The sequence below is a fragment of the Burkholderiales bacterium genome (assembly GCA_015075645.1).
Taxonomy (GTDB): Bacteria; Pseudomonadota; Gammaproteobacteria; order Burkholderiales; family Casimicrobiaceae; genus VBCG01.
On the sequence record JABTUF010000001.1, the window covers coordinates 412,533 to 431,686 of the forward strand.

The 19,154-nt window shown below is 67.1% G+C and carries 17 protein-coding genes; 3 read left to right on the forward strand and 14 right to left on the reverse strand.

Translation table 11 applies throughout. The features are described 5' to 3' along the window. The first annotated feature begins 35 nt into the window (after window positions 1–35). Both coaBC and dut read left to right on the forward strand, forming a co-directional pair. Window positions 36–1,247, forward strand: coding sequence for a bifunctional phosphopantothenoylcysteine decarboxylase/phosphopantothenate--cysteine ligase CoaBC (gene coaBC / locus HS109_01880; GenBank protein MBE7521113.1), 1,212 nt, complete (start codon window positions 36–38; stop codon window positions 1,245–1,247). A gap of 20 nt (window positions 1,248–1,267) precedes the next feature. Beyond that, window positions 1,268–1,711 carry a dUTP diphosphatase gene (gene dut, locus HS109_01885; protein MBE7521114.1) on the forward strand — a complete coding sequence of 148 codons (444 nt, stop codon included), beginning with the start codon at window positions 1,268–1,270 and terminating at the stop codon, window positions 1,709–1,711. 194 nt (window positions 1,712–1,905) lie between these two features. On the opposite strand, the gene HS109_01890 is transcribed toward dut, so the two are convergent. The 6 genes from HS109_01890 to HS109_01915 form a co-directional block, all read right to left on the reverse strand. Continuing rightward, a complete protein-coding gene (locus tag HS109_01890; GenBank protein MBE7521115.1) occupies window positions 1,906–3,273 on the reverse strand; it encodes a radical SAM protein in 1,368 nt (455 codons plus the stop codon). Further along, window positions 3,270–4,538 carry a glycosyltransferase gene (locus HS109_01895; GenBank protein ID MBE7521116.1) on the reverse strand — a complete coding sequence of 423 codons (1,269 nt, stop codon included), beginning with the start codon at window positions 4,536–4,538 and terminating at the stop codon, window positions 3,270–3,272. The genes HS109_01890 and HS109_01895 overlap by 4 nt, the downstream gene beginning before the upstream one ends. A gap of 3 nt (window positions 4,539–4,541) precedes the next feature. After that, the gene (locus HS109_01900; protein ID MBE7521117.1) at window positions 4,542–5,618 is read right to left on the reverse strand and encodes an NAD-dependent epimerase/dehydratase family protein; all 1,077 of its coding nucleotides are present in this window, start codon (window positions 5,616–5,618) and stop codon (window positions 4,542–4,544) included. A 5-nt stretch (window positions 5,619–5,623) separates the two neighbouring features. Next, window positions 5,624–6,688, reverse strand: a complete 1,065-nt coding sequence (locus tag HS109_01905) for an NAD-dependent epimerase/dehydratase family protein (protein ID MBE7521118.1) — start codon at window positions 6,686–6,688, stop codon at window positions 5,624–5,626. A gap of 86 nt (window positions 6,689–6,774) precedes the next feature. Continuing rightward, the gene (locus HS109_01910; GenBank protein ID MBE7521119.1) at window positions 6,775–7,542 is read right to left on the reverse strand and encodes a glycosyltransferase family 2 protein; all 768 of its coding nucleotides are present in this window, start codon (window positions 7,540–7,542) and stop codon (window positions 6,775–6,777) included. Between the two features lie 246 nt (window positions 7,543–7,788). Continuing rightward, window positions 7,789–8,571, reverse strand: a complete 783-nt coding sequence (locus tag HS109_01915; GenBank protein ID MBE7521120.1) for a hypothetical protein — start codon at window positions 8,569–8,571, stop codon at window positions 7,789–7,791. A 306-nt stretch (window positions 8,572–8,877) separates the two neighbouring features. On the opposite strand from HS109_01915, the gene HS109_01920 reads away from it, so the two are divergent. After that, window positions 8,878–9,123 carry a hypothetical protein gene (locus tag HS109_01920; GenBank protein MBE7521121.1) on the forward strand — a complete coding sequence of 82 codons (246 nt, stop codon included), beginning with the start codon at window positions 8,878–8,880 and terminating at the stop codon, window positions 9,121–9,123. Window positions 9,124–9,371: 248 nt separating this feature from the next. On the opposite strand, the gene HS109_01925 is transcribed toward HS109_01920, so the two are convergent. From HS109_01925 to HS109_01960, 8 genes are all read right to left on the reverse strand, one after another. Continuing rightward, the gene (locus tag HS109_01925) at window positions 9,372–9,683 is read right to left on the reverse strand and encodes a hypothetical protein (GenBank protein ID MBE7521122.1); all 312 of its coding nucleotides are present in this window, start codon (window positions 9,681–9,683) and stop codon (window positions 9,372–9,374) included. Window positions 9,684–9,725: 42 nt separating this feature from the next. Then, a complete protein-coding gene (locus HS109_01930) occupies window positions 9,726–12,227 on the reverse strand; it encodes a tetratricopeptide repeat protein (GenBank protein ID MBE7521123.1) in 2,502 nt (833 codons plus the stop codon). A gap of 109 nt (window positions 12,228–12,336) precedes the next feature. Next, entirely contained in the window at window positions 12,337–14,373 is a 2,037-nt protein-coding gene (locus HS109_01935) for a tetratricopeptide repeat protein (protein MBE7521124.1), read from the reverse strand. Window positions 14,374–15,141: 768 nt separating this feature from the next. Continuing rightward, window positions 15,142–15,603, reverse strand: coding sequence for a pilin (locus HS109_01940; GenBank protein ID MBE7521125.1), 462 nt, complete (start codon window positions 15,601–15,603; stop codon window positions 15,142–15,144). Window positions 15,604–15,726: 123 nt separating this feature from the next. Continuing rightward, window positions 15,727–16,167 (reverse strand): pilin, encoded by a 441-nt coding sequence (locus tag HS109_01945; protein ID MBE7521126.1) that lies wholly within the window; start codon window positions 16,165–16,167, stop codon window positions 15,727–15,729. Between the two features lie 251 nt (window positions 16,168–16,418). Beyond that, on the reverse strand, window positions 16,419–17,330 hold the full coding sequence (locus tag HS109_01950; protein ID MBE7521127.1) for an FHA domain-containing protein: 912 nt from the start codon (window positions 17,328–17,330) through the stop codon (window positions 16,419–16,421). Window positions 17,331–17,421: 91 nt separating this feature from the next. After that, window positions 17,422–18,255: a Stp1/IreP family PP2C-type Ser/Thr phosphatase gene (locus HS109_01955; GenBank protein ID MBE7521128.1), complete on the reverse strand. Its 834-nt coding sequence runs from the start codon at window positions 18,253–18,255 to the stop codon at window positions 17,422–17,424. A 175-nt stretch (window positions 18,256–18,430) separates the two neighbouring features. After that, window positions 18,431–19,129 (reverse strand): TerC family protein, encoded by a 699-nt coding sequence (locus HS109_01960; protein ID MBE7521129.1) that lies wholly within the window; start codon window positions 19,127–19,129, stop codon window positions 18,431–18,433. Between the last annotated feature and the right edge of the window lie 25 nt (window positions 19,130–19,154).

The following is a 19,154-nucleotide window of genomic DNA, read 5'->3' on the forward strand; positions in this document are numbered from 1 at the left end:
GGTAAACTTCGGCGCCGACTCCCGCGTTCCGACCGATGGCCGATCCCCCGCGCCCCGCCGCTCCCACGCCGCTCGCCCGCATCGTGCTCGGCGTGACCGGCGGCATCGCCGCGTACAAGGCCGCGGAACTCGCGCGCCTGTTCGTCAAGGCCGGCGTCGCGGTCGACGTCGTGATGACCGACGCCGCGACGCGCTTCGTCACGCCGATGACCTTCCAGGCGTTGACCGGCCGCCCGGTCGCGACCGACCTGTGGCACTCGGGCGCGTCGAACGCGATGGACCACATCGAACTTTCGCGCGGCGCCGACCTCGTCGTCGTCGCGCCCGCGTCCGCGGACTTCATCGCGAAGCTCGCGCAGGGCCGCGCCGACGACCTGCTGTCGACGCTCTGCCTCGCCCGCGAATGCCCGCTCGCGGTCGCGCCCGCGATGAACGTGCAGATGTGGTTCCACCCCGCCACGCAGCGCAACGTCGCGCAGGTCCGCGCCGACGGCATCGCCATTCTCGGTCCCGGCTCGGGCGAGCAGGCCTGCGGCGAGGTCGGCGACGGCCGGATGCTCGAAGCGCAGTCGATCTACGACGCGGTGCTCGCGTCCCGCGTCCCCAAGGTCCTCGCCGGCCGGCGCGTGCTCGTGACGGCCGGTCCGACGTTCGAGGCGATCGACCCGGTGCGCGGCATCACCAACACCAGCAGCGGCAAGATGGGCTTCGCGATCGCGCGTGCGGCCGCCGAGGCGGGCGGTACCGTCACGCTCGTCGCCGGTCCGACTCCGCTCCCGACGCCCGCGGGCGTCGAGCGCATCGATGTGACGAGCGCCGCGGCGATGGCCGACGCCGTGTTCGCGCGCACGGCGAAGTGCGACGTGTTCGTCGCGGTCGCGGCGGTGGCGGACTATCGTCCGGTGCAGGCGCATGCGCGCAAGATCAAGAAGAAGGCCGAAGCGATGACGCTCGAACTCGAGCCCACCGTCGACATCCTCGCCACCGTCGCGGCGAAGCGCAACGCGCCGTTCTGCGTCGGCTTCGCGGCGGAGAGCCACGACGTCGTCCGCTACGGCGAGGAGAAGCGCAAGCGCAAGAAGCTCGCGCTGCTCGTGGCCAACCGCGCGCAGGACGCGATGGGCGCCGACGAGAACGAGGTGACGATCCTCGACGACCGCGGCGCGCACCCGCTGCCGCGGATGGGCAAGCTCGCGCTCGCGCACCGCCTCGTCGGCGAGATCGCGGCGCGGCTGCCGAAGCGATGACGCGGCACGGCGGCGCCCCGCTGCGCGTCGATGTCCGCATCCTCGACGCGCGCGTCCGCGACGCGCTCCCCGCCTACGCGACGACCGGCTCCGCGGGGATGGATCTGCGCGCCTGCATCGATGCGCCGATCTCGCTATCGCCCGGCGACGTCGAACTCGTGCCCACCGGCATCGCGATCCACGTGGGCGATCCGGGCTACGCCGCGCTGATCCTGCCGCGCTCCGGATTGGGCCACAAGCACGGCATCGTGCTCGGCAACCTCGTCGGACTCATCGACTCGGACTACCAGGGCCCGCTGATGGTGAGTTGCTGGAACCGCGGGCGCGAACCGTTCACGCTGAATCCGCTCGACCGGCTCGCGCAACTCGTGATCGTGCCGGTCGCGCGGGCGGCGTTCCACGTCGTCGACGGCTTCGAGGCGTCGACGCGCGCGGAAGGCGGGTTCGGGAGTACCGGGCGGTAGTTGCGCCGGGACCACCGGCCAAGCGATATCCCGTTTCCCTCCCGGACCTCGCGCGCGCACCGAAGCCGCGCAATATACCGCGTACCTCAGGCCCCGCCCGGTTTGCAGGACAGCGCGGAGCCGCAAAGTACAGGAGCTCCCATGCCTTGTGAGCCCTCCTGCCCTGCGCAGCGCCGCCGGGAAGAAGCACTGAACTACCCTTCCTTTCTCTCGGGTCCGGCCTGGATCGATGTCGACAAACGTTCGAATTTGATCCGGCCATCGCGCTCGCGCAGATAGTCGTCCGTCAATCGGGCGCCCGAGTACTTTTTCAGCGTGTGCTCCTTTGCGAGCGTGTGCAGGGGCGTCCCCTCAATCTCCGCGCAACCTGATTCCTGCAAGGTGTCGAGCCCCAACGTGGCGATGTAGCGCTTCGTATCCTGCATCTGCTCCACCGTTTCGCCAGGGAGTCCGTAGGTGAACGTGCCATGTACCGACATGCCGGTCTTCTTGATCGTCGCCACGGTCTCCCGGGCAGCTTCGAGATTCAGCCGCTTGTTGACGATGTTGTCGATCACGTACTGATTCCCGCTCTCGAATCCGATCTTCACCCCGAAGCACCCGCTATCCTTCATCTCCCTCCAGAGCTCCGGACGAATCGTATCCGCGCGGCACATCGCCGACCAGGGAACGCCTACCCGTCGCATGACGGCACACATCCGCTCAACATGGCGATCTCCCAGGTTGAACGTATCGTCGTCGAAATAAATCATCCTGTACTGGTAGTTCGCCACGAGTTCGAACAGGAACGCCTCCATGTACTCAGGCGTGTAGTGCCGAACAGATCGCTTGCCCAGGCCATCCGGGTCGTTGCCGGTCATGGTCGCTGGCCAAACGCAGAATATGCACTTGTAGGGGCAGCCTCGACTGCTCCACACCTGCGCCTGAGGCGCGATGCTTCCCTTCGGATTTCCGTCCCAGTAGCGGTGCGCATAGGTCCTGTCGAAGTACGGGAACGGCGCCGCGTTCATCTCGTCGACAGTGAGCATGTCGAACTCGATCTTGCCTTGTTCGCCATTCACCGCGCGGACCACTCCCTTCTCGTACTCGCCACGGACGCACGCATGCACTGGAAGATCCTTCAGGATTTCGTCCGCCTGCGATGCGATCGGACCCGCGACGATGATTCGCGTTCCAGGACACTCCGAGCTGATCGTCGTTATCAGACTCCTGTCGTGTTCCCAGCTGGGCGACGCGGACTCGATGACGATGAAATCGAAGTGCCGAGATCGAAGAAATCCAATGTAGTCGTCATACGATTCACGGAGCGCGATACTGTCGCGAAACACCACGTCGCCGCCGGTCATCCGCTCGGCAAAAGTCGCCGCGTATCCCATGAAGAACGGATACGGCAGGTACTGGCCAAAGCGAAATAGACCTGGTGGAGCATCCAGGTAATAGGTGAACGGCCAACGAGAGCCCGCGCGAACTCCGGCACCGTAGAGGCGGACGGAACCACCGTCCGCGCCGGCGACAACGCGCTCATCGGTCCACCAGGGCGGGTTGCTGAACAGGATCTTCACTCTGACCTCCCAAGCGAACAAGACGTTCGGAAGGCGGCGTCGCTTCTCCCCGCGAGCGTCAGTATTTCGCGCGCGGTGTTGGCGGCCCCCATGGTCGATGCCCAGCGTGACGCGGCACTATCGGCCCGTTCGGCAAGCAGGTCGAATTCCGCGAGCGCATCCCGAGTTGCGGAAACGATTGACTCGACGCGCTGCTCCGGATAAGTCACGCCGCAATCGTCGTACTTCGCGACGAGGCGGGCCATCGATGTTCCGCCCGGAACGACGAGTGGAATCCCGTTCGCAACCGCATCGGTCGCAACGGCGGAATAGGACGCAACGTACCTTACCGGGTCATACGGGCAGAGCATCAAGTCCGTCTGCCGAAGCAACTTCGCCCAGCGCTCCGCTCCTACGGGTTGCTCGTCGATCAAGACGCGCGAGTCCCTCGAGGCGATGCGCCGCATGGCCTCATGTACGTCCGGCATGTCCGCTGGTACGCTGTTCTGAACGAGAAGGCGGATGTTCTTTTCCGATGCCAGAAGAGCTCGAGCGATCTCTGGCATGAGGTGATAGCCCTTGTCCGGACGCTGGTGGCCCACGACCCCGATCGTGATCGGGCTGCTCCCGGCGCGGTTGCGGACCGGTGGATGGCTGTCCTGCGGCAAGGGAAGTGTCCGCACCGGCCAACCGAGGATGCTGCCGAATACGCTCGACGTGACGTCGTCAAAAGTGGCGATGAAAAGACGATCTCGATCCTCCGGGTCGAGATGACCCGCCGCAAACCGATAGAGCATCGGCCTCGCGTCCAAGCGGTAGTCCCGCAGCCGGTACGTTGGTTGGCCCGCATCATCGACGCTCAATACGTCGACACCGGGATCTGTCCCGAACTCCATGACTACCCGCGGACGTTCGACCCTGGGGAGGCTCTTCCACCACTTCACGAGGCCCATGAACTGCGCCGGTTGAGCCGAGTTGAGATAGAGGACATCCCCGGCATCGATGCTGACGAGGCGAGAATAGTTGCCGGCCGCGATCGCCGACCATCGCTCGAACGCATTGAGAGGGCCGCAGAGGGGATCGCCGTCGGTGAGCGTCGAATACGTGTATCCATCGAAGAAAGGAGTTGCCCCCAACTCTTCGCGGAGTCCGGAATCCATCGCAAGGCAACCCAGGATCGCCACGTGTGCGTCGAGTCTGCGCAGTTCGCGACAGATGGATCGACACGAATTGGCGTGGTGACTCTGATTGTTGAGCAGGCCCGGATCGGAGTAGAAGAATCTCATGCGCTACGCCAGGATCGGTTCAAGCTCGCGGCGATGGTCATGGAGCCATCGCGCGATGTCGTCGAGCGTTCGCGCGACATTCCGCGTGGGCGCCCAGTCGAGCGTGCGAGCGACGAGGGTGCAATCAGTGACATACCAGGGGATGTCGGCCGGCCTGGTACCGGGGACACGCGAAACCTCGATCGACCGACCGCTCACCTGCGCGCAGGATCTCGTGAGTTCCACGAGCGACGAGGACCGGTCGATACCTCCCCCGACGTTGAAGACTCCGCCGTCCATGCGATCCCAGGATCTCGCTTGGAGCAATAGCAGCTCCAGCAGATCATCGACGTGGAGGATGTCCCGGACCTGCAATCCATCGCCGCCGAATCCCGTATAGGACAACGTCCCGCCGTACATGTGGCGGGCCATCCAGAGCACGACGAACCCCTGGTCCACCTTGCCCATTTGCCAGGGACCCGCGATGACTCCGCATCGATTGATGAATGCGCGCAATCCGTAGACAGCGCGATACTCCTCGATGAGAAGTTCCCCCGCCAGCTTGGTCGCACCGTAGAGCGATCTTGCCCCACGAAGCGGAAACTCCTCCCCGATTCCCTCGGGGGACCACCCAATCCCCGACCGTCCGGGCGAAACGATCATGCGATCCGCGTCGCGGACCAGGGGCAAATCGCGAAGCGGGGCGATTGGATAGACTCGGCTGCTCGACAGGAACACGAGGTCTCCGCCGGTTCGGCGGAGATGTTCGAGACAGTTCGCAAGACCCAGCAGGTTCGTGTTGATCAGGAACTGCGGACTCTGCCCGTAGCCCGCGTGCACGCTGGGTTCGGCCGAGCACTCGATCATCAGGTCGACGGGACCGACGGTTTCCAGGTCTTCGAACGAGCGAATGTCGCCGTGCACGAACGCCACTCCCCCTGCGCGGAGGCGCGCAAGGGCCAACTCACTGCCGCGACGCTTGAGATTGTCGAGCGCAATGACCTCTGCCTGGGGAAACGCCTCCTTCCAGCCCAGAGCAAGGCGTGCGCCCACGAACCCCGCCCCGCCGGTGACCAAGACCCGGTGGCGTGAATCAGCCACGACCGTCAGGCGGCGAGCCGGGCGCTGATGCCCTGGTGGATGTCGGCCACCAGCGACTTGATATCAAAGCGCTGCTTCCAGTCGGGGTACTGCGATTGGAACTTGCGAACGTCGCTGATCCACCAAATGTGATCTCCAACGCGATTGTCTTCCTTGTACTCATGTCGCATCGGCCGGCCGGTGAGCATCTCAGCCATCGAGATCGCCTCGATCACCGAGCAGTTCGAGTGCCGCCCCCCTCCCATGTTGAAGACCTCGCCGACCTGGGGGCGCTGAAAGAACATCCAGAACGCCTCGACCAGGTCTGCGACATGAATGTTGTCTCGAACCTGCTTGCCCTTGTACCCGAAAACGGTGTACGGAGTATCGGTAACGGCGCACTGGACGAGGTACGCGAGGAATCCATGCAACTGCGCTCCGGAGTGCCCCGGGCCGGTCAAGCACCCCCCGCGGAAGCACGCCGTGCGCATGCCGAAGTACCGCCCGTACTCCTGCACCATGACATCGGCTGCAACCTTCGAGGCGCCGAATACGCTGTGCAGCGTCTGGTCGAGGGACATCGTTTCCGGAATTCCGTGGGCATGCCACTCATGGTCGGTCGAGATCTCGTATCGAGTCTCGAGTTCCACCAACGGGAGATGGTTGGGTCGATCTCCATACACCTTGTTGGTACTGACGAATATGAACACGGACTCGGGAGCCGAGGCGCGCGTTGCTTCGAGGAGCGCCAACGTTCCGTTGGCGTTCACGGTGAAGTCCGCGACCGGGTCCCGTGCGGCCCAATCGTGCGACGGTTGTGCTGCGCAATGCACGACCACCACAATGTCGTTTCGATAGCGATCGAACACTCTCGCTATCGATGCCGCGTCGCGAATGTCGATGTCGTGATGGACATATCCATGCCGCTTCTTGAGCAGGTCGACCTGCCATTGCGTGCTCGCCGACGGGCCGAAGAAAACGCTGCGCATGTCGTTGTCGATTCCCACGACGGTCAAGCCCCGGGACAGGAGCATGCGCGTGGTCTCCCCTCCCACCAAGCCACCCGAACCGGTCACGATCGCTACCGCCATGTCTGCTCCGTCGTCTTCGTGCAATTCGCATTCGAGAGTCGAGCGCTGCACTCATCGCAATCCACGTGCGCGGTGGCCGGGAGCACCTAAGCGCGCAGCTGCTTTGCCTTCCGATCCGCGTCGGAGTAGGCAGAGCCCATGAGGTCGACCCTCGTCGGGTGCATCAAGTCATCGGGCTGCAGGATGTAGAAGGTCGTAGGTCGACCTGTGCTGCCCGGTGGACCCTGATGCTGCAGATAGTCGTAGACACGGCGATCCCCGCTCATCCCCTGCCGATCCCCGGTCAAGGGCGTACACCACCACCGTATCGCACCTTCGCAGGCGATCTTGTCGATCATCAGACAGTTTGGATCGACCCACCCACCGAATCTTTCGGCAAACACCCCCTTCCCTGGCCCGACGGATTCCCATATGTCCGGACAAATCGGCTCTCGCGACTGGTGGTGGACGAACCAGCGAAGGGAGTGGGCCCAGTCGCGCCCCTTGATCGCATCGAGCATCGTGCTCAGATGTTCCGGGTGCCACCAGTTGTCGTCATCGAGGTACGCGACGAGCCGAGCATTGGCGAGATAGGTGAGGACGGAACGCAGCGAGCCGCCATCGCGTGCCAAATGGGGGCCGCCGTGTCTCACGGAAGTCGAGTACCCGGGATAGAACAGGAAGGAGGTGACATGGAGAGGGGTGCGGCGAAGCAGATCGATCAGGTGCCGATCGGAGTTGAGGGCGGTGTCGATCCCGACCAGAAGCTGGATTCGGATGGAGGACGACTGATCGAATACCGATTGGATCGCGGCAAGTACCGTGGGACGGACAACCGTCGGCATGACCACCGCAACGTCGAAGCTTGACTGCAAGTCGCCAGTCCTGCCGAAGACCTGCCAGCCAACGCACGCCGTTGAAAACGATTCTCGTTCGCCAGTCGGCCCGGCACGATTCATGCGTACGGCACTGCGCCGTTTCCGCCACGCCTGATACAGATCCGAGAGGACTCTTCCCAGCATTGACGTGGATGGGTGTGCAGGATGAAGCGACGAACGGGCCCCACTACCGAATCGATATCCGCGCCTCGTCGCGCTACGGTACTGGCGTCGCTCTTGCCATCAAGACCATTGTACACAGCCATGCAAGAACCGTGCGGCGGTGGTAGGCGGGCAAAGTTCCGCGCCCAGCGCCGTCTTGTCCCTTTCTTCGACCATCGCCCAAGTCTCGCCGCCTCCCATGGTCTGTGCTTGGCGAATGCGGCGCTCCGGCGTCCGGGTACGATCCTGTCTTCGAGCGTGCGCACACCGACGGGCCTGTGCGTGAACCGCTGGGGCATGAAGCTGGCCGACGCGCGAGAACTCGGCCGCGTCCAACGTCTGGATGTGCGCAATCCTCACCGCGGCTGCGACGTCGTCGGGCGCGGACGCTCTCGGCACGCCGCAAGCCGGGACAATTGATCCAGTCTTGCGACGAGGCACGCTGCAATACGCTTCCTTCGCAGTTGGAGTCGGTCTCACATTCATGTCAGAACGGGCAAACTGCGGCGCCCGCGAACGATGCGCAGTCTCGCGGCCGATCCCGATCCCGCGCGTGCCGGGCTCGACAAGCATTTCGGCGAACAGCTCGCGCTGCCGGGCCGGGGCGCCGATGCTGTGGCGACCCATGATCGCGCGATCGGATGCCGGCCCGACGACTTCTTCGCTTTGGGCCGCCAACGACGGCTTCTGCTCGAGCGCTTCGATCTCTTCGACAACCAGCGCACCTTCGACAGGCATCGCGCATGGGGCGAGCGACTCGAGCGTTCCGTAACCGTGGCACGGCGACCGCGCATGAACGATCGGACTTCCGAACGAGGCCAGCACATCGACGTGCTGGTCGACCTCGCCGGACATGATCGGCACGACCGGGTCGACGCATTCGCTCGCAAGCCGGCACCCGTGCAGGTGGGCCGGTTCGGGCGCATGAACGCGACCGGACTCGCGACGATCGACCGGCGATTCACCGACGTCCGGCGCGTCCGCCAGGCTCGGAGTTCTGCTGCGGCGAAGGGCTTTGGCGTATCCCGTCGCCTGCCTGCTTCATGCCCGATCCCGGGCCGCCTCCGTTCGAGCGGAACGGCCATGTGACCTTCGCGAGCGTCAACGACTGGACCGAGGTGTCAGAGACGGCAACGGACACGTGGGCGGCCATCCTGCGCGCGGGGCCGAATGCGCACATCCAGGCGGTCGCGCACGATCGAGACGCCGTGCTCGCCCCCCGAGCGGCACGGCGTCGCCGGCGATCGCGTCGATGTGCTGCCGGTCATGCCGCTGGCGTCGTTCCTCTCGTCCATTCGCGTGGTCGATGTCGCGCTGGACCCGTTTCCGACCGGCGGCGGAACGACGACGCTGCGCACGTTCTGGACGGGCGTGCCGATGGTCATCCTCGGCGGCGATTCCCGCTCGCTCGGATGACGCCAGCCATGATGCGCAGCATCGATGCCGCCGAGTTCGTGGACTCGACGCCTTCCGCGTGCGCCAGGATCGCGTCGACTTTCGCACGGCGACCCGAAGGACTCACGCAAACTCGATCGGAAAGACGGGAGCGGCCCCTTGGCGTCCGGAGCGCCGGGCCATACGCGGTGCGCGCGAAGTGGAGACGGCGCGTCGGGAGGTGTGGCGGGGCTGCTGCGCGAATCCTCCAGCCGCACCGCGACTGTCGCTCACTTCATCGCGACCCGCGTCACGATCGCGGTCGTCGCCTTGTCGACGAACTCGGCGCTGTAGCCCAGCTCCTTGAGCTTCCAGCGGAACACGTTGCCGAGCTTGGCCTTCTTGTAGAGGCCCAGCTGTTTCTCGTCACGAAAGCGCGCCGCGCGCGCGCCGAGCCCCTCGAGGATCACGTTGAACTGGTGTGTCGCGCCGGCGTCGGTGCGCTTTTCCGAGGCTGGCGGGAAGCGCCGACCGAGATCCTCCGCGAGCGCGTTCGCGAATGCCTCGAGTTCCGTGGTGTCCACCAGACCGAACAGCGCCATCGATCTCCCTCCGTCAGCGAGCGCCGAAGCATCGGCGGGCCGTCAGGTCAATTCTACACAGTGCGCCGGTGGAGGATGCCGTTCGGACTCCTCCGGCAACGCGACGACCCACAGGGCGGGACGAATTGCCGCATTCGCCCGGTCCGTCCTCTCCACATCGGGCGCGGCCACGCCGGGGCCCGAGCGCCAGACGCGGTACGAGCACCCGCGCAACCGCTCCGCGACGCGATTCAGCAATCCTTCGTCGGAGCATGCGAGCACCAGCCACGGCCGGCAGCGCCAGATCGTGTCGATTGCGCCCTCGAGGACCGCCCCGGCAGCCGCACCCGCGTTCGCGAAAATGCCATCCAGACGCTCGAGCCACAAGTCATCGACGCCGTCGGCGCCCGGGTCGTTCGTGCCGTCGCCCGCGCCTCGCATCGGCCCCTCGAGCACGGTGGCGTTCCCGATTTCGTTCGCGGCGAGATTGTGCACGAGCATGGCCCGCAAACGCGCGTCCGGCTCGTGCGCGAAAAGGTGCCCCGAACGGCCGATCCGGCGGCCCGCGGCAACCGCTTCGAGACCGGCGCCGGCCCCGAGCACGGCGATCACGTCGGCGGGCTGCGCGAGTGCGAGCAATCGCTCGAGCTCCGGGGTGGGCGAACTCGCCGCGAGCGCGACGTGCTCGAGCGCGTCGGCATCGACGTCCATCATCAGGCTGCCGAACGGCGTTTCCACCAGTTGCGCGATTCCTCGATCGGACGCATCGTCGCTGGACTCGCTCGCCACTTCGGGCGGCGCGGCGATGCCCGGAGGACGACTGGAGAGGTTCGATCCGGCTCGCGCCAGTTCGGCCGCCACCCGCTCGACCACGTCGCTCCACTCCCCGCTCACGCGCTGCCGGAAGAGCCGCATCGTCGGATACCACGGGCTGTCGTCGCGCCCCGTCAACCAGCGCATGTCGGGGGGGTCGCAGATCATCGCCCAGACCGGCAGGCCCATCGCGCCCGCGATGTGGGCGGGGCCGGTGCACACCGATATCACGAGATCCATCCGCGACATCGCGGCGACGAGGTCGTCGAGGTCCTCGAACGACGCACCGAGCGGTACCAACGAGACGTCGGCCGGAAGTTCGCCGATCTGCGCCTCCGACGGGCCCTTCTGCAGCGAACAGAACTCGACGCCCCGAACGCGCAGGATCGGCAAGAGCTGGGAGAGCTGAAGGGAACGGCTCGCGTTGCGTGGCTGATCGGGCCTGCCGGCCCAGACCAATCCGACGCGCGGCCGACCTGCCGGCGCCAGCCGTCGCTCCCACCGCTGCGCGTCGTCTGGTCCCGCGCGGAGGTAGGGCACGTCGGCGGGAATCGTCCGAAGCGTGGTGCGAAAGCGCGTCGCCAGCGTCATCAGATTCACGTGGAAGTCGAGAGGCGGGAGTGCCTCGCCTTCCCGCAGCACGTGGTCGACGCCGTCGAAACGCCATGACATCCGCTGCATGTCCGCCCGTGGCAGGAACACGACACGCGCGCCCAGGCGCTCGAGCAGCGGGAAGTAGCGCGCGAACCAGACCACGTCGCCGACCCCCTGCTCGGCCTGGACGAGAACGGATCTTCCCGACAGCGGCTGTCCGACCCAGGGCGGAATGCCGTAGTTCCGGCGCTCCCCGCGCATGGCACGCTCGAACTTGCGGAACTCGAACTGTCGCCAGCCGGACCGGAACTTCCCTTGAGCGATCAACGCCTCCGACAGCATGAACTGACCGGCCGCGGACGGGCGCTCGCGAAGTTCGGCGACGAGCAATGCCGCTTGATCGGACAGCCTTCCGGCGCGACGCAGCTGTTCCGCGCGCACGAACACGGCGTCGAACGGCACGTCCGCGTCGCCCGAGAGACGACGCGCCAGCTCCATGGCATCGTCCGCTTCGGCGTCGCGCCCCTGCGCCTGCAACGCCGAGGCGAGCTGCCGATGCAAACGGGGGTCCGCGGGTCCGGCATCGATAGCCGCACGAAGGTATCGCTCAGCCTCGCGAGGGTCGCCCAAGGCGGACGCGCAAGCGGCCAGCGTGAACAGGGCGTCGACACGCCGTCCCCCGGAGGCCGCCTCAGGCGATGCCATCGCACGGGCCTCCACGGCCCTCCCGGTGGCGGCCAGATGGCGCGCGAGCGCGAGCGCGGCCCCCGTCGCTTCGGGAGACTTCGCAACCGCTTCGCGCAGTGCGGCTTCGGCCTCGTCGGGTCGGCCGACGCGGATCGCACTGTCGGCGAGTGCGACGGCGATCGCTTCGGACGACGGACGGAGCGCAAAGGCTTTCCGGCAGGCGTCCAGCGCCTCGCGATGACGGCCCTGCCGGGCAAGCAGCGACGCGCGCTCGCCCCACGCTTCGGCATCGTCGGGGTGAAGCGCGGTTCGCTCCAGAACACGCGACAGTGCCGCACCGCGGGTGGAGCGATGCGCCCCACCCGCGGCCGTCCCGGCCGCGGCAGGATTCGAAGGCGATCCCTCGGCAGTCGCCCGACTCGTCGCAGTGCGTCCGCGCAGCGACTTCACGAGATCGGAGATCACGCCCACGGCCGCGCTCCGGGAACGTCGAAGCGCGGATGTCGAGCGCGACGGCGGCGTCGCGGCGAGGCACGCGCGGAAGCAGCGCGGCCAATCCTTCGTTCGGGGCCGCTCATGATCACTCCGACCAGCCGGCGGGGACGGCACCCGCATCGACCTCCTCGGGCAGAGCGAACAGGGTCATCGCCGCGGCACCTCCCGAGATGTCCCGATCGCGCCGATTGAAGTTGTCCTCTCGGAACAACGGCACCTCCGACCGCCAGATCCGGTAGCCGTGCGCCATCAGCGTGTCGCGCAGCGCGACGAGCGAGCCTGACTCGGGGTCGGTCATCATCACCCAGGGCCGGCACCGCCAGAGCGTCTCATCCGCGCCGGCAACGACGTCGATCGCGCTCGCGGTCTCGTTCACCTTCAGCCCGTCGAGCCGGGCGAGTTGCAGGTCGTCGACCGTGTCGTGGTCGACGGTCTCACCTTCGGCCGCGGGTCGGCCCAGCGGACGACGCATCACGCACGCGTGCGGGAGGCGATGGATGGCGAGATTGTCGGCGAGCAGGTGCCGCAGCGGGGTCCGGTTCTCGTAGAGAAGCACGAGCCCGTCGAATCCAACGGCCCGCGCGAGCGGGACCGCGTGCGCGCCTGCGCCCGAGCCGACTTCGAGCAACGTCATCCCCGGGCGGACGAACCGGCCGAGAAATTCGAGCTGCGGCTGCAGCCATTCGCCCAGGTGGCCGAGCGAGCGGCCGCAGCGGTCTGCGTCGGGCATGAATCGAAGCAGTCCTGCGTTCGTCTCGGCAACCTCAGCGATGCCAGCGAGACGACTGCTGTCCTCGGACGGCGTCGTCACCGGCGTTGGCCCGGCCCGTGGCGCCACCTCAGGCCTGACGGGCGGCGCGCGGCGCGATTCGGCGCTCCACGCGGCACGCCAGACCGCGAGTTCCGCCGCGACGCGATCGATCACGGAAGGCCAGTCGCGAAGCGTTCGCTGGCGAAACAGCCGCATCGTCGGGTACCACGGCGTGTCCTCGCGCCCGGTCAGCCACCGGTAGTCGGCCGGGTGGGGCAGCATCACCCAAACCTCCTTGCCCATCGCCGCGGCGAGGTGCGCGAGGCCGGTGTCGACGCACACGAGCAGGTCCAGCTCCGCCAGGACGGCCGCCGCATCGTCGAGATCGTCGAGTTCCGTGCCGATGCCCTCCCAGGACACGGAATCCGGTATGCCTTCGGCCTGCACGGCGGCGGGTCCCTTCTGCAGCGACACGAAACGGATGCCGCGCACGGCGAGCAACGGACCGAGCTGCCGAAGCGCCAGCGAGCGATGGCGATCGACCCGATGCTGAGGGCGCCCGGCCCAGGTCAAACCGACGCGCGGCACACGTCGGTCATCGAAGCGGGGCTTCCATTTCGCCGAGTACGCTGGATCCGGCGAGAGATAGGGAATCGTCCGCGGGATCGAATCGACCGTGGTTCCGAGCGCCGCGGGCAGACTCATCAGGTTCACGAAGTAGTCGAACGGGGGAAGACGTTCCCCATCGGCCACCATCGCGTCGACGCCGGGAAATCGGCGCGCGATCACGTCCATGCCCTGGAGCGGCTGGAACAACACGCGCGCACCCCGCTCCTTCAGCTGCGGCAGGTAACGGGCGAACTGGAAGACGTCGCCCAACCCCTGTTCCGACCGCACGAGGACCGTGCACCCCTGCAGCGGCTGGCCGGTCCACTGAGGCACGCCGTACCGGGCGCGGATGCCGAGCAGCGGCTCGACGAGCCATCGATGTTCGTACTGTCGCCACCCGTCGGCGTAACGGCCGACCGTCAGGAGCGCGACGCTCAACTGCAGGTGGCCGTTGATCTCCGGTCTCTCGCGCAGTCCTGCCGCGAGGAGCGGCAACGCTTCTTCGGAGCGGCCGAGTTCGCAGAGCGCTATGGCGCGATTGACGAACGGTGCCGCGTCCGGACTCGCACGTGCGGCGAGCTCGGTGCTTCGCACGAGCGCCGCGAGCGCTTCGTCGGGCCGATCCGCGGCGGACAGCGCCACGCCGAGATGTTCCCAGGCGGGCGGCGACTCGGGCGACATCCGCGTCGCGCGTTCGAAATGCGCGATGGCATCGCGCGGCCGGCCCGCCCGAAGTTCGCAGATCCCCGACGCGAGGACCACCGCGACGTCTCCCGACGCGCGTTCCCTCAGGGTTGCACAGAGTGCGCGGGCGGCGTCCCACTGCCCCGAGTCCGCCCAGGCCGCGGCCAGCGAAAGCGACGTCTGCAGGCTCGCGTCGCCGGCGTCACGCGCGCGAACAAACCAGTCAGCCGCATCATTGGCGTCGCCGACCCGGGACGACGACCACCCCTTGAGCGCGAGCACCTCGGGGCGCCGGTCCCCGAGGTTCCATGCACGATCGACTGCGCGCGTCGCCTCCGCGTCGCGGCCCCAGTCGCGAAGGATGCGAGCGCGGGAAAGTTGCAGGCCTGAGTCGGCGACGGCGTCTCCGTCGAACGATCCGACCGACCTCAACGCGCGCGCGAAGTGTCCCCTATCGAGCAGCGATCGCCACGCGTCGCGATCATCCGAGACTGATGCGCGCGCCGGACCCGATTCATCGTCGGCGCGCGCCCGGTCCGCCTGCTGTCGGGCGGAACGCCAACGTCCGAGGTTGAACAATCCCATGCGGTCCGCGCGAAGAGGCGCGCAATCCCGGTGTGCCGAGCCAGAAGCTCGCTTGATGGTTCGCGGTGAAATCAACCGCCATGCGGCGTTGCCCGGCCAAAAGGTACCACGGAGCGGGGTGTCGAGCGGCCGCCTTGCCTGACGGCCGATTCATCCGCTCCTTTGTCGTCGGACCATCTGGCTCGGGGCACCGGCACGCCGGCGAGTGGCCGCTCGCGAAGGCAATCGGACGCGGGTCGAGCGGTCGCGAAGAAGCATGCCTCAACCGCAGGTCTGCGGCTTGCAAGCCGCGTTCGTCGAGCAGGTCCAGGTGATCGGATCACCCACCTGCGGCGGCGCCCGAGGCGTCAGCTGAACTATTGCACCGGTCACGCAAGGCGAGACTCCATTCGATCTCATCTGCGCGACGATCGTGCCGGCAACCACGCCCAAGGAATCCACGTACTGCCCGGCACCGGATGGCACGTCGTCGGGAATGCCGCCCGAGCCGCCGTTGATGCTCGCGAACGGTGTGCCAATCGAGAACTGCTCAGCGACCGCAGCCTTGAGGCCCACGCTGATCTGGATCGCCTCGCCGAGTTGCGCCTTCCCCGTATAGACTTGGTATTGGGGCACCGCGATCGCGGAGAGGATGCCGACGATCGCGACCACGATCATGAGTTCGATCAGCGTGAACCCGCCCGCGATTCCGCGAGCGAAACGTCGAGGCGGCGAACAACACATCGGCACCCTCGTTGACGGTAGCACGAACCCGGGATCGACGGGCCGCAGCCGAGATCGGGTATGGGAAGCAACGAAGGGGCCTCGCGGCCCCCTCGTTCTCTCGCAATGGAGATCCTGGCCTAATCAGGTGCAGGTCGACGGCTTGCAGCCCGGGCTCGCGTTCGATGTGCAGGTCCACGCAATCGGCGCCTCGGGTTGAGCGGGGGTCGCCGGAGTCAGCGTGACGGACTTGCCGTTGACACATTGGGCGACACCGCTACTGTTCATCACCACGGTGATCGTTCCATTCGCCGTCGTAAGCGACGCCGCGTACTTGCCCGCGCCGCTCGCAATGTTGGCCGGAATGCCGCCGACGCTCCCGTTCGCTCCGGTAAACGACCCGTTGACCTGGTAGAACTCACCCACCGCGGTCTTGACCCCGGAAGCGATCACGATCGCATCCGACAACTGCGCCCGCCCGGTGTAGTTCTGGTACTGCGGAATCGCGATGGCGGCGAGGATGCCGATGATCGCCACCACGATCATCAGCTCGATGAGCGTGAAGCCTTGTTGAATCCGTTTCATGACGTTCTCCTGATGTGGGGTGACGACCCGAAAATCTGCGTCAGCGATGCCGGACCAGATAGAGCAACCGCTGTGCCAGGCCGACGAAGGGGGGGGCATCCGGGAGGAATCGACGCCAAGCGCTTGAAGCTCAATCGATTTCCATCGACGAACGGCGACACGCCCGTGCCCATGACGTCGGCATGGCGCGGTCACGGCGACGGAATATTCGCGCTGTCGAGGTGACGTGCGCCGTCACATGACGCGTGGCGTCACCCCGCGTCTGCGGTCGCTGCCGGATGCTCGGGTGCCAGCAGCTCGAGCCGGACTCCGGCGACTTCGAGACCATCTCCCGCCACGATCGTCCGGCCCTCGCCCGTTACCGGCTCACCGTTGACGTTCGGAGGATTCGCACCCTCTCGAGGAACGAGCCGCAATTCACCGCCATGCCGCACGATCGCCGCGACCTGGATGCCGATGCGACCGAGCACGAATTCGTCGCGCGCGATCGGCACGACCTGACCCGCTGACGGACCGGTCAGCACGTACAGGCGCGCGTGCGGCTGTGCTTCCGGCGGTGCCGCCGGGGCATCGGGAGGCGGTGCGAGCGCGGCGTCCGCGCGCGCCATCCGGATCGCCGCGAGGTCGGCGTCGAATGACGGAGCCTCGACCGCGCTTCCCAGCCCCGACGTGTCCGTCTCGATCCGCATCGGCGCCGATCCCTGCGCCGGATTCGGCGTCGCCATCCTGTCCTTCAACTCGGCGCCCAGATCCTCGTCGATCGGGTTCTGCGCGGCGACCACTCGATCCGGAACGCGCGCCGGCGCCACCCGTTGGCCGAGTTCGCGCCGATCCTCGCGCGCCGCGATCGAGGCCGGCACGTCGGCCTTGGCGGCGTTGTCCTCGACGTAGACCAAGAGCTGGCGTCCGATGTCGATCTGGTCGCGATCGCGCAGGAAGTGCTTCGCGACCGGGCGGCCGTTGACGAGCGTGCCGTTGGTGCTGCCCAGATCCTCGAGAAACGAGTCGGCGAGGATGGTGACGACCGCCGCATGCTCGCCGGAGACCGCCGGGTAGGGCAGGCACACGTCGTTGTCGGCGCGTCGGCCGATCGTGACCCGCTCGCGGGCGAGCGGAATCTCGACCGGGGTTGCATCCTTGAGGAACAGGACGAGCTTGCCCATGGCTCACAATCGCGTCGCCGCCGCCCGGCGGGCCATCGGCCATCCGGACGATCCCTCGCGCGGCGAGGTCGGGACTGCAGCCACGACGCGGTCAGCCGGCCTTCTTCCGGGCGAGGAAACGCTGCGCCCAGCCGGTCGACGGGAGGAACTCGGGCGGTACCCGCACGAGGATCACCGACACGTTGTCGCGCCCGCCGTTCTGGTTCGCGAGGTCGATCAGTTCCGCGGCGGCGAGGGCGAGTTCGCCGCGCTTCTCGTCGACCACGGTCTGCACCATGTCCGGATCGACCATGTCGGTCAGGCCGTCGGAGCACAGCAGGTAGATGTCGTTGGGCTCCAGCCGGTATTCGGCGATGTCCGCGGGCACGATCGCCTCGATGCCGAGCGCGCGCGTCACGAGATTCTTGTTGAGCGAGTACTTCGCCTGCTCCGCCGTGATCTGCCCGCTGTCGATCTGCTCCTGCAGGAGCGAGTGATCGTGGGTGAGCTGCTCGAACTTCTCGCCGCGCAACCGATAGCAGCGCGAGTCGCCGATGTGGCCGATCGACACGCGGTTGCCGAAGAAGACGGCCGCGACGATCGTCGTGCCCATGCCGGCGCACTCCGGCCGCGCCTGGGCCGCGTCGTAGATGCCCTTGTTGGCGGCCGCGATCTGCTGCTGCAGCAGGAGCGCGGCATGCGAAAGCCCCGACTGGGAATCCACTTTCGACAGTTCGCGACCCGACGAGAGTTCGGGCAGCATGCCGCCGGACACGACGTTCACCGCGATGCCGCTCGCCACCTCGCCCGCGTTGTAGCCGCCCATGCCGTCGGCCAGGATCACGATGCCCGCGGCCGGATCGGCGAAGACCGTGTCCTCGTTGTGCGAGCGCACCATCCCCGGGTGCGACAGGGAGGCTACGTCGAGGTCGACGCGGTCGGTCATCGGACGGCAGCGGCGGATGCGGGGGGCGCGATGCCCGGACGGGCGCGGCGGTGCGGTCGTCGAGGCACGGTAGGCGAGTGTAAAAGACCGCGCGCCCGGAGGCGAGCCTTGACGGCCGCCGCAGGTCGGCCGGCCGCGCCGCGCCCCGTGCGCCGCACCGGCTGCCGCCCGGCGGTCATCCCGGGGCGGGGTCCGGCGGCTCGCCGCGGCGGAGCTTCAGGATGTGCGCGGCGCCCACCACCAGGGCGATGCAGGCGACGGGCAGCGCCCAGTGCAGCCAGTGGGCGTGCGCACCAATCCAGCCCTCGACCGCATGGTCGGAGACCGCCATCTCGCCCGCGACGTAGCCCAGGAGCCCTCCGCCCGCGACCACGAGGATCGGCAGGCGCTCGATCGCCTTCAGGATCAACTGGCTCCCCGCGACGACCAGCGGGATCGAAATCAGCAGACCGAACACGAGCAGGAAGGTGTCCCCCTTCGCCGCCGCCGCGACGCCGATCACGTTGTCGAGGCTCATCACGAGGTCCGCGACGATGATCGTGCGCACGGCGCCCATCAGGCGGCTGCTCGCCTTCACCTCGCCGTGGCCGCCGCCGTCGTCCTCGGCGATCAGCTTGACGCCGATCCACAGGAGCAGGATGGCGCCGACCACCTTGAGCCAAGGGAGGTCGAGCAGCGCGACCGCGAAGAACGTGAGGACGATCCGCAGGACGACGGCGCCGGCCGCGCCCCAGATCACGCCCCACTTGCGCTGCGTCTCGGGAAGGTTGCGGCAGGCGAGCGCGATCACCACCGCGTTGTCGCCCGACAACAGGATGTTGATGACGATGATCTCGACGCCCGCCAGCCAGAACTGGGGCGACCCGAATTCCACCTCTGCTCCTCCCTGGCAAGCGGCT

What these genes read in the sequence shown, in the direction of transcription:
- HS109_01895 (MBE7521116.1), bottom strand. Translation starts at nt 4,538, where the DNA reads ATGAGATTCTTCTACTCCGATCCGGGCCTGCTCAACAATCAGAGTCAC.
- HS109_01905 (MBE7521118.1), bottom strand. Translation starts at nt 6,688, where the DNA reads ATGGCGGTAGCGATCGTGACCGGTTCGGGTGGCTTGGTGGGAGGGGAG.
- coaBC (MBE7521113.1), top strand. Translation starts at nt 36, where the DNA reads ATGGCCGATCCCCCGCGCCCCGCCGCTCCCACGCCGCTCGCCCGCATC.
- HS109_01950 (MBE7521127.1), bottom strand. Translation starts at nt 17,330, where the DNA reads ATGGGCAAGCTCGTCCTGTTCCTCAAGGATGCAACCCCGGTCGAGATT.
- HS109_01955 (MBE7521128.1), bottom strand. Translation starts at nt 18,255, where the DNA reads ATGACCGACCGCGTCGACCTCGACGTAGCCTCCCTGTCGCACCCGGGG.
- HS109_01940 (MBE7521125.1), bottom strand. Translation starts at nt 15,603, where the DNA reads ATGTGTTGTTCGCCGCCTCGACGTTTCGCTCGCGGAATCGCGGGCGGG.
- HS109_01945 (MBE7521126.1), bottom strand. Translation starts at nt 16,167, where the DNA reads ATGAAACGGATTCAACAAGGCTTCACGCTCATCGAGCTGATGATCGTG.
- HS109_01925 (MBE7521122.1), bottom strand. Translation starts at nt 9,683, where the DNA reads ATGGCGCTGTTCGGTCTGGTGGACACCACGGAACTCGAGGCATTCGCG.
- HS109_01920 (MBE7521121.1), top strand. Translation starts at nt 8,878, where the DNA reads ATGCGCACATCCAGGCGGTCGCGCACGATCGAGACGCCGTGCTCGCCC.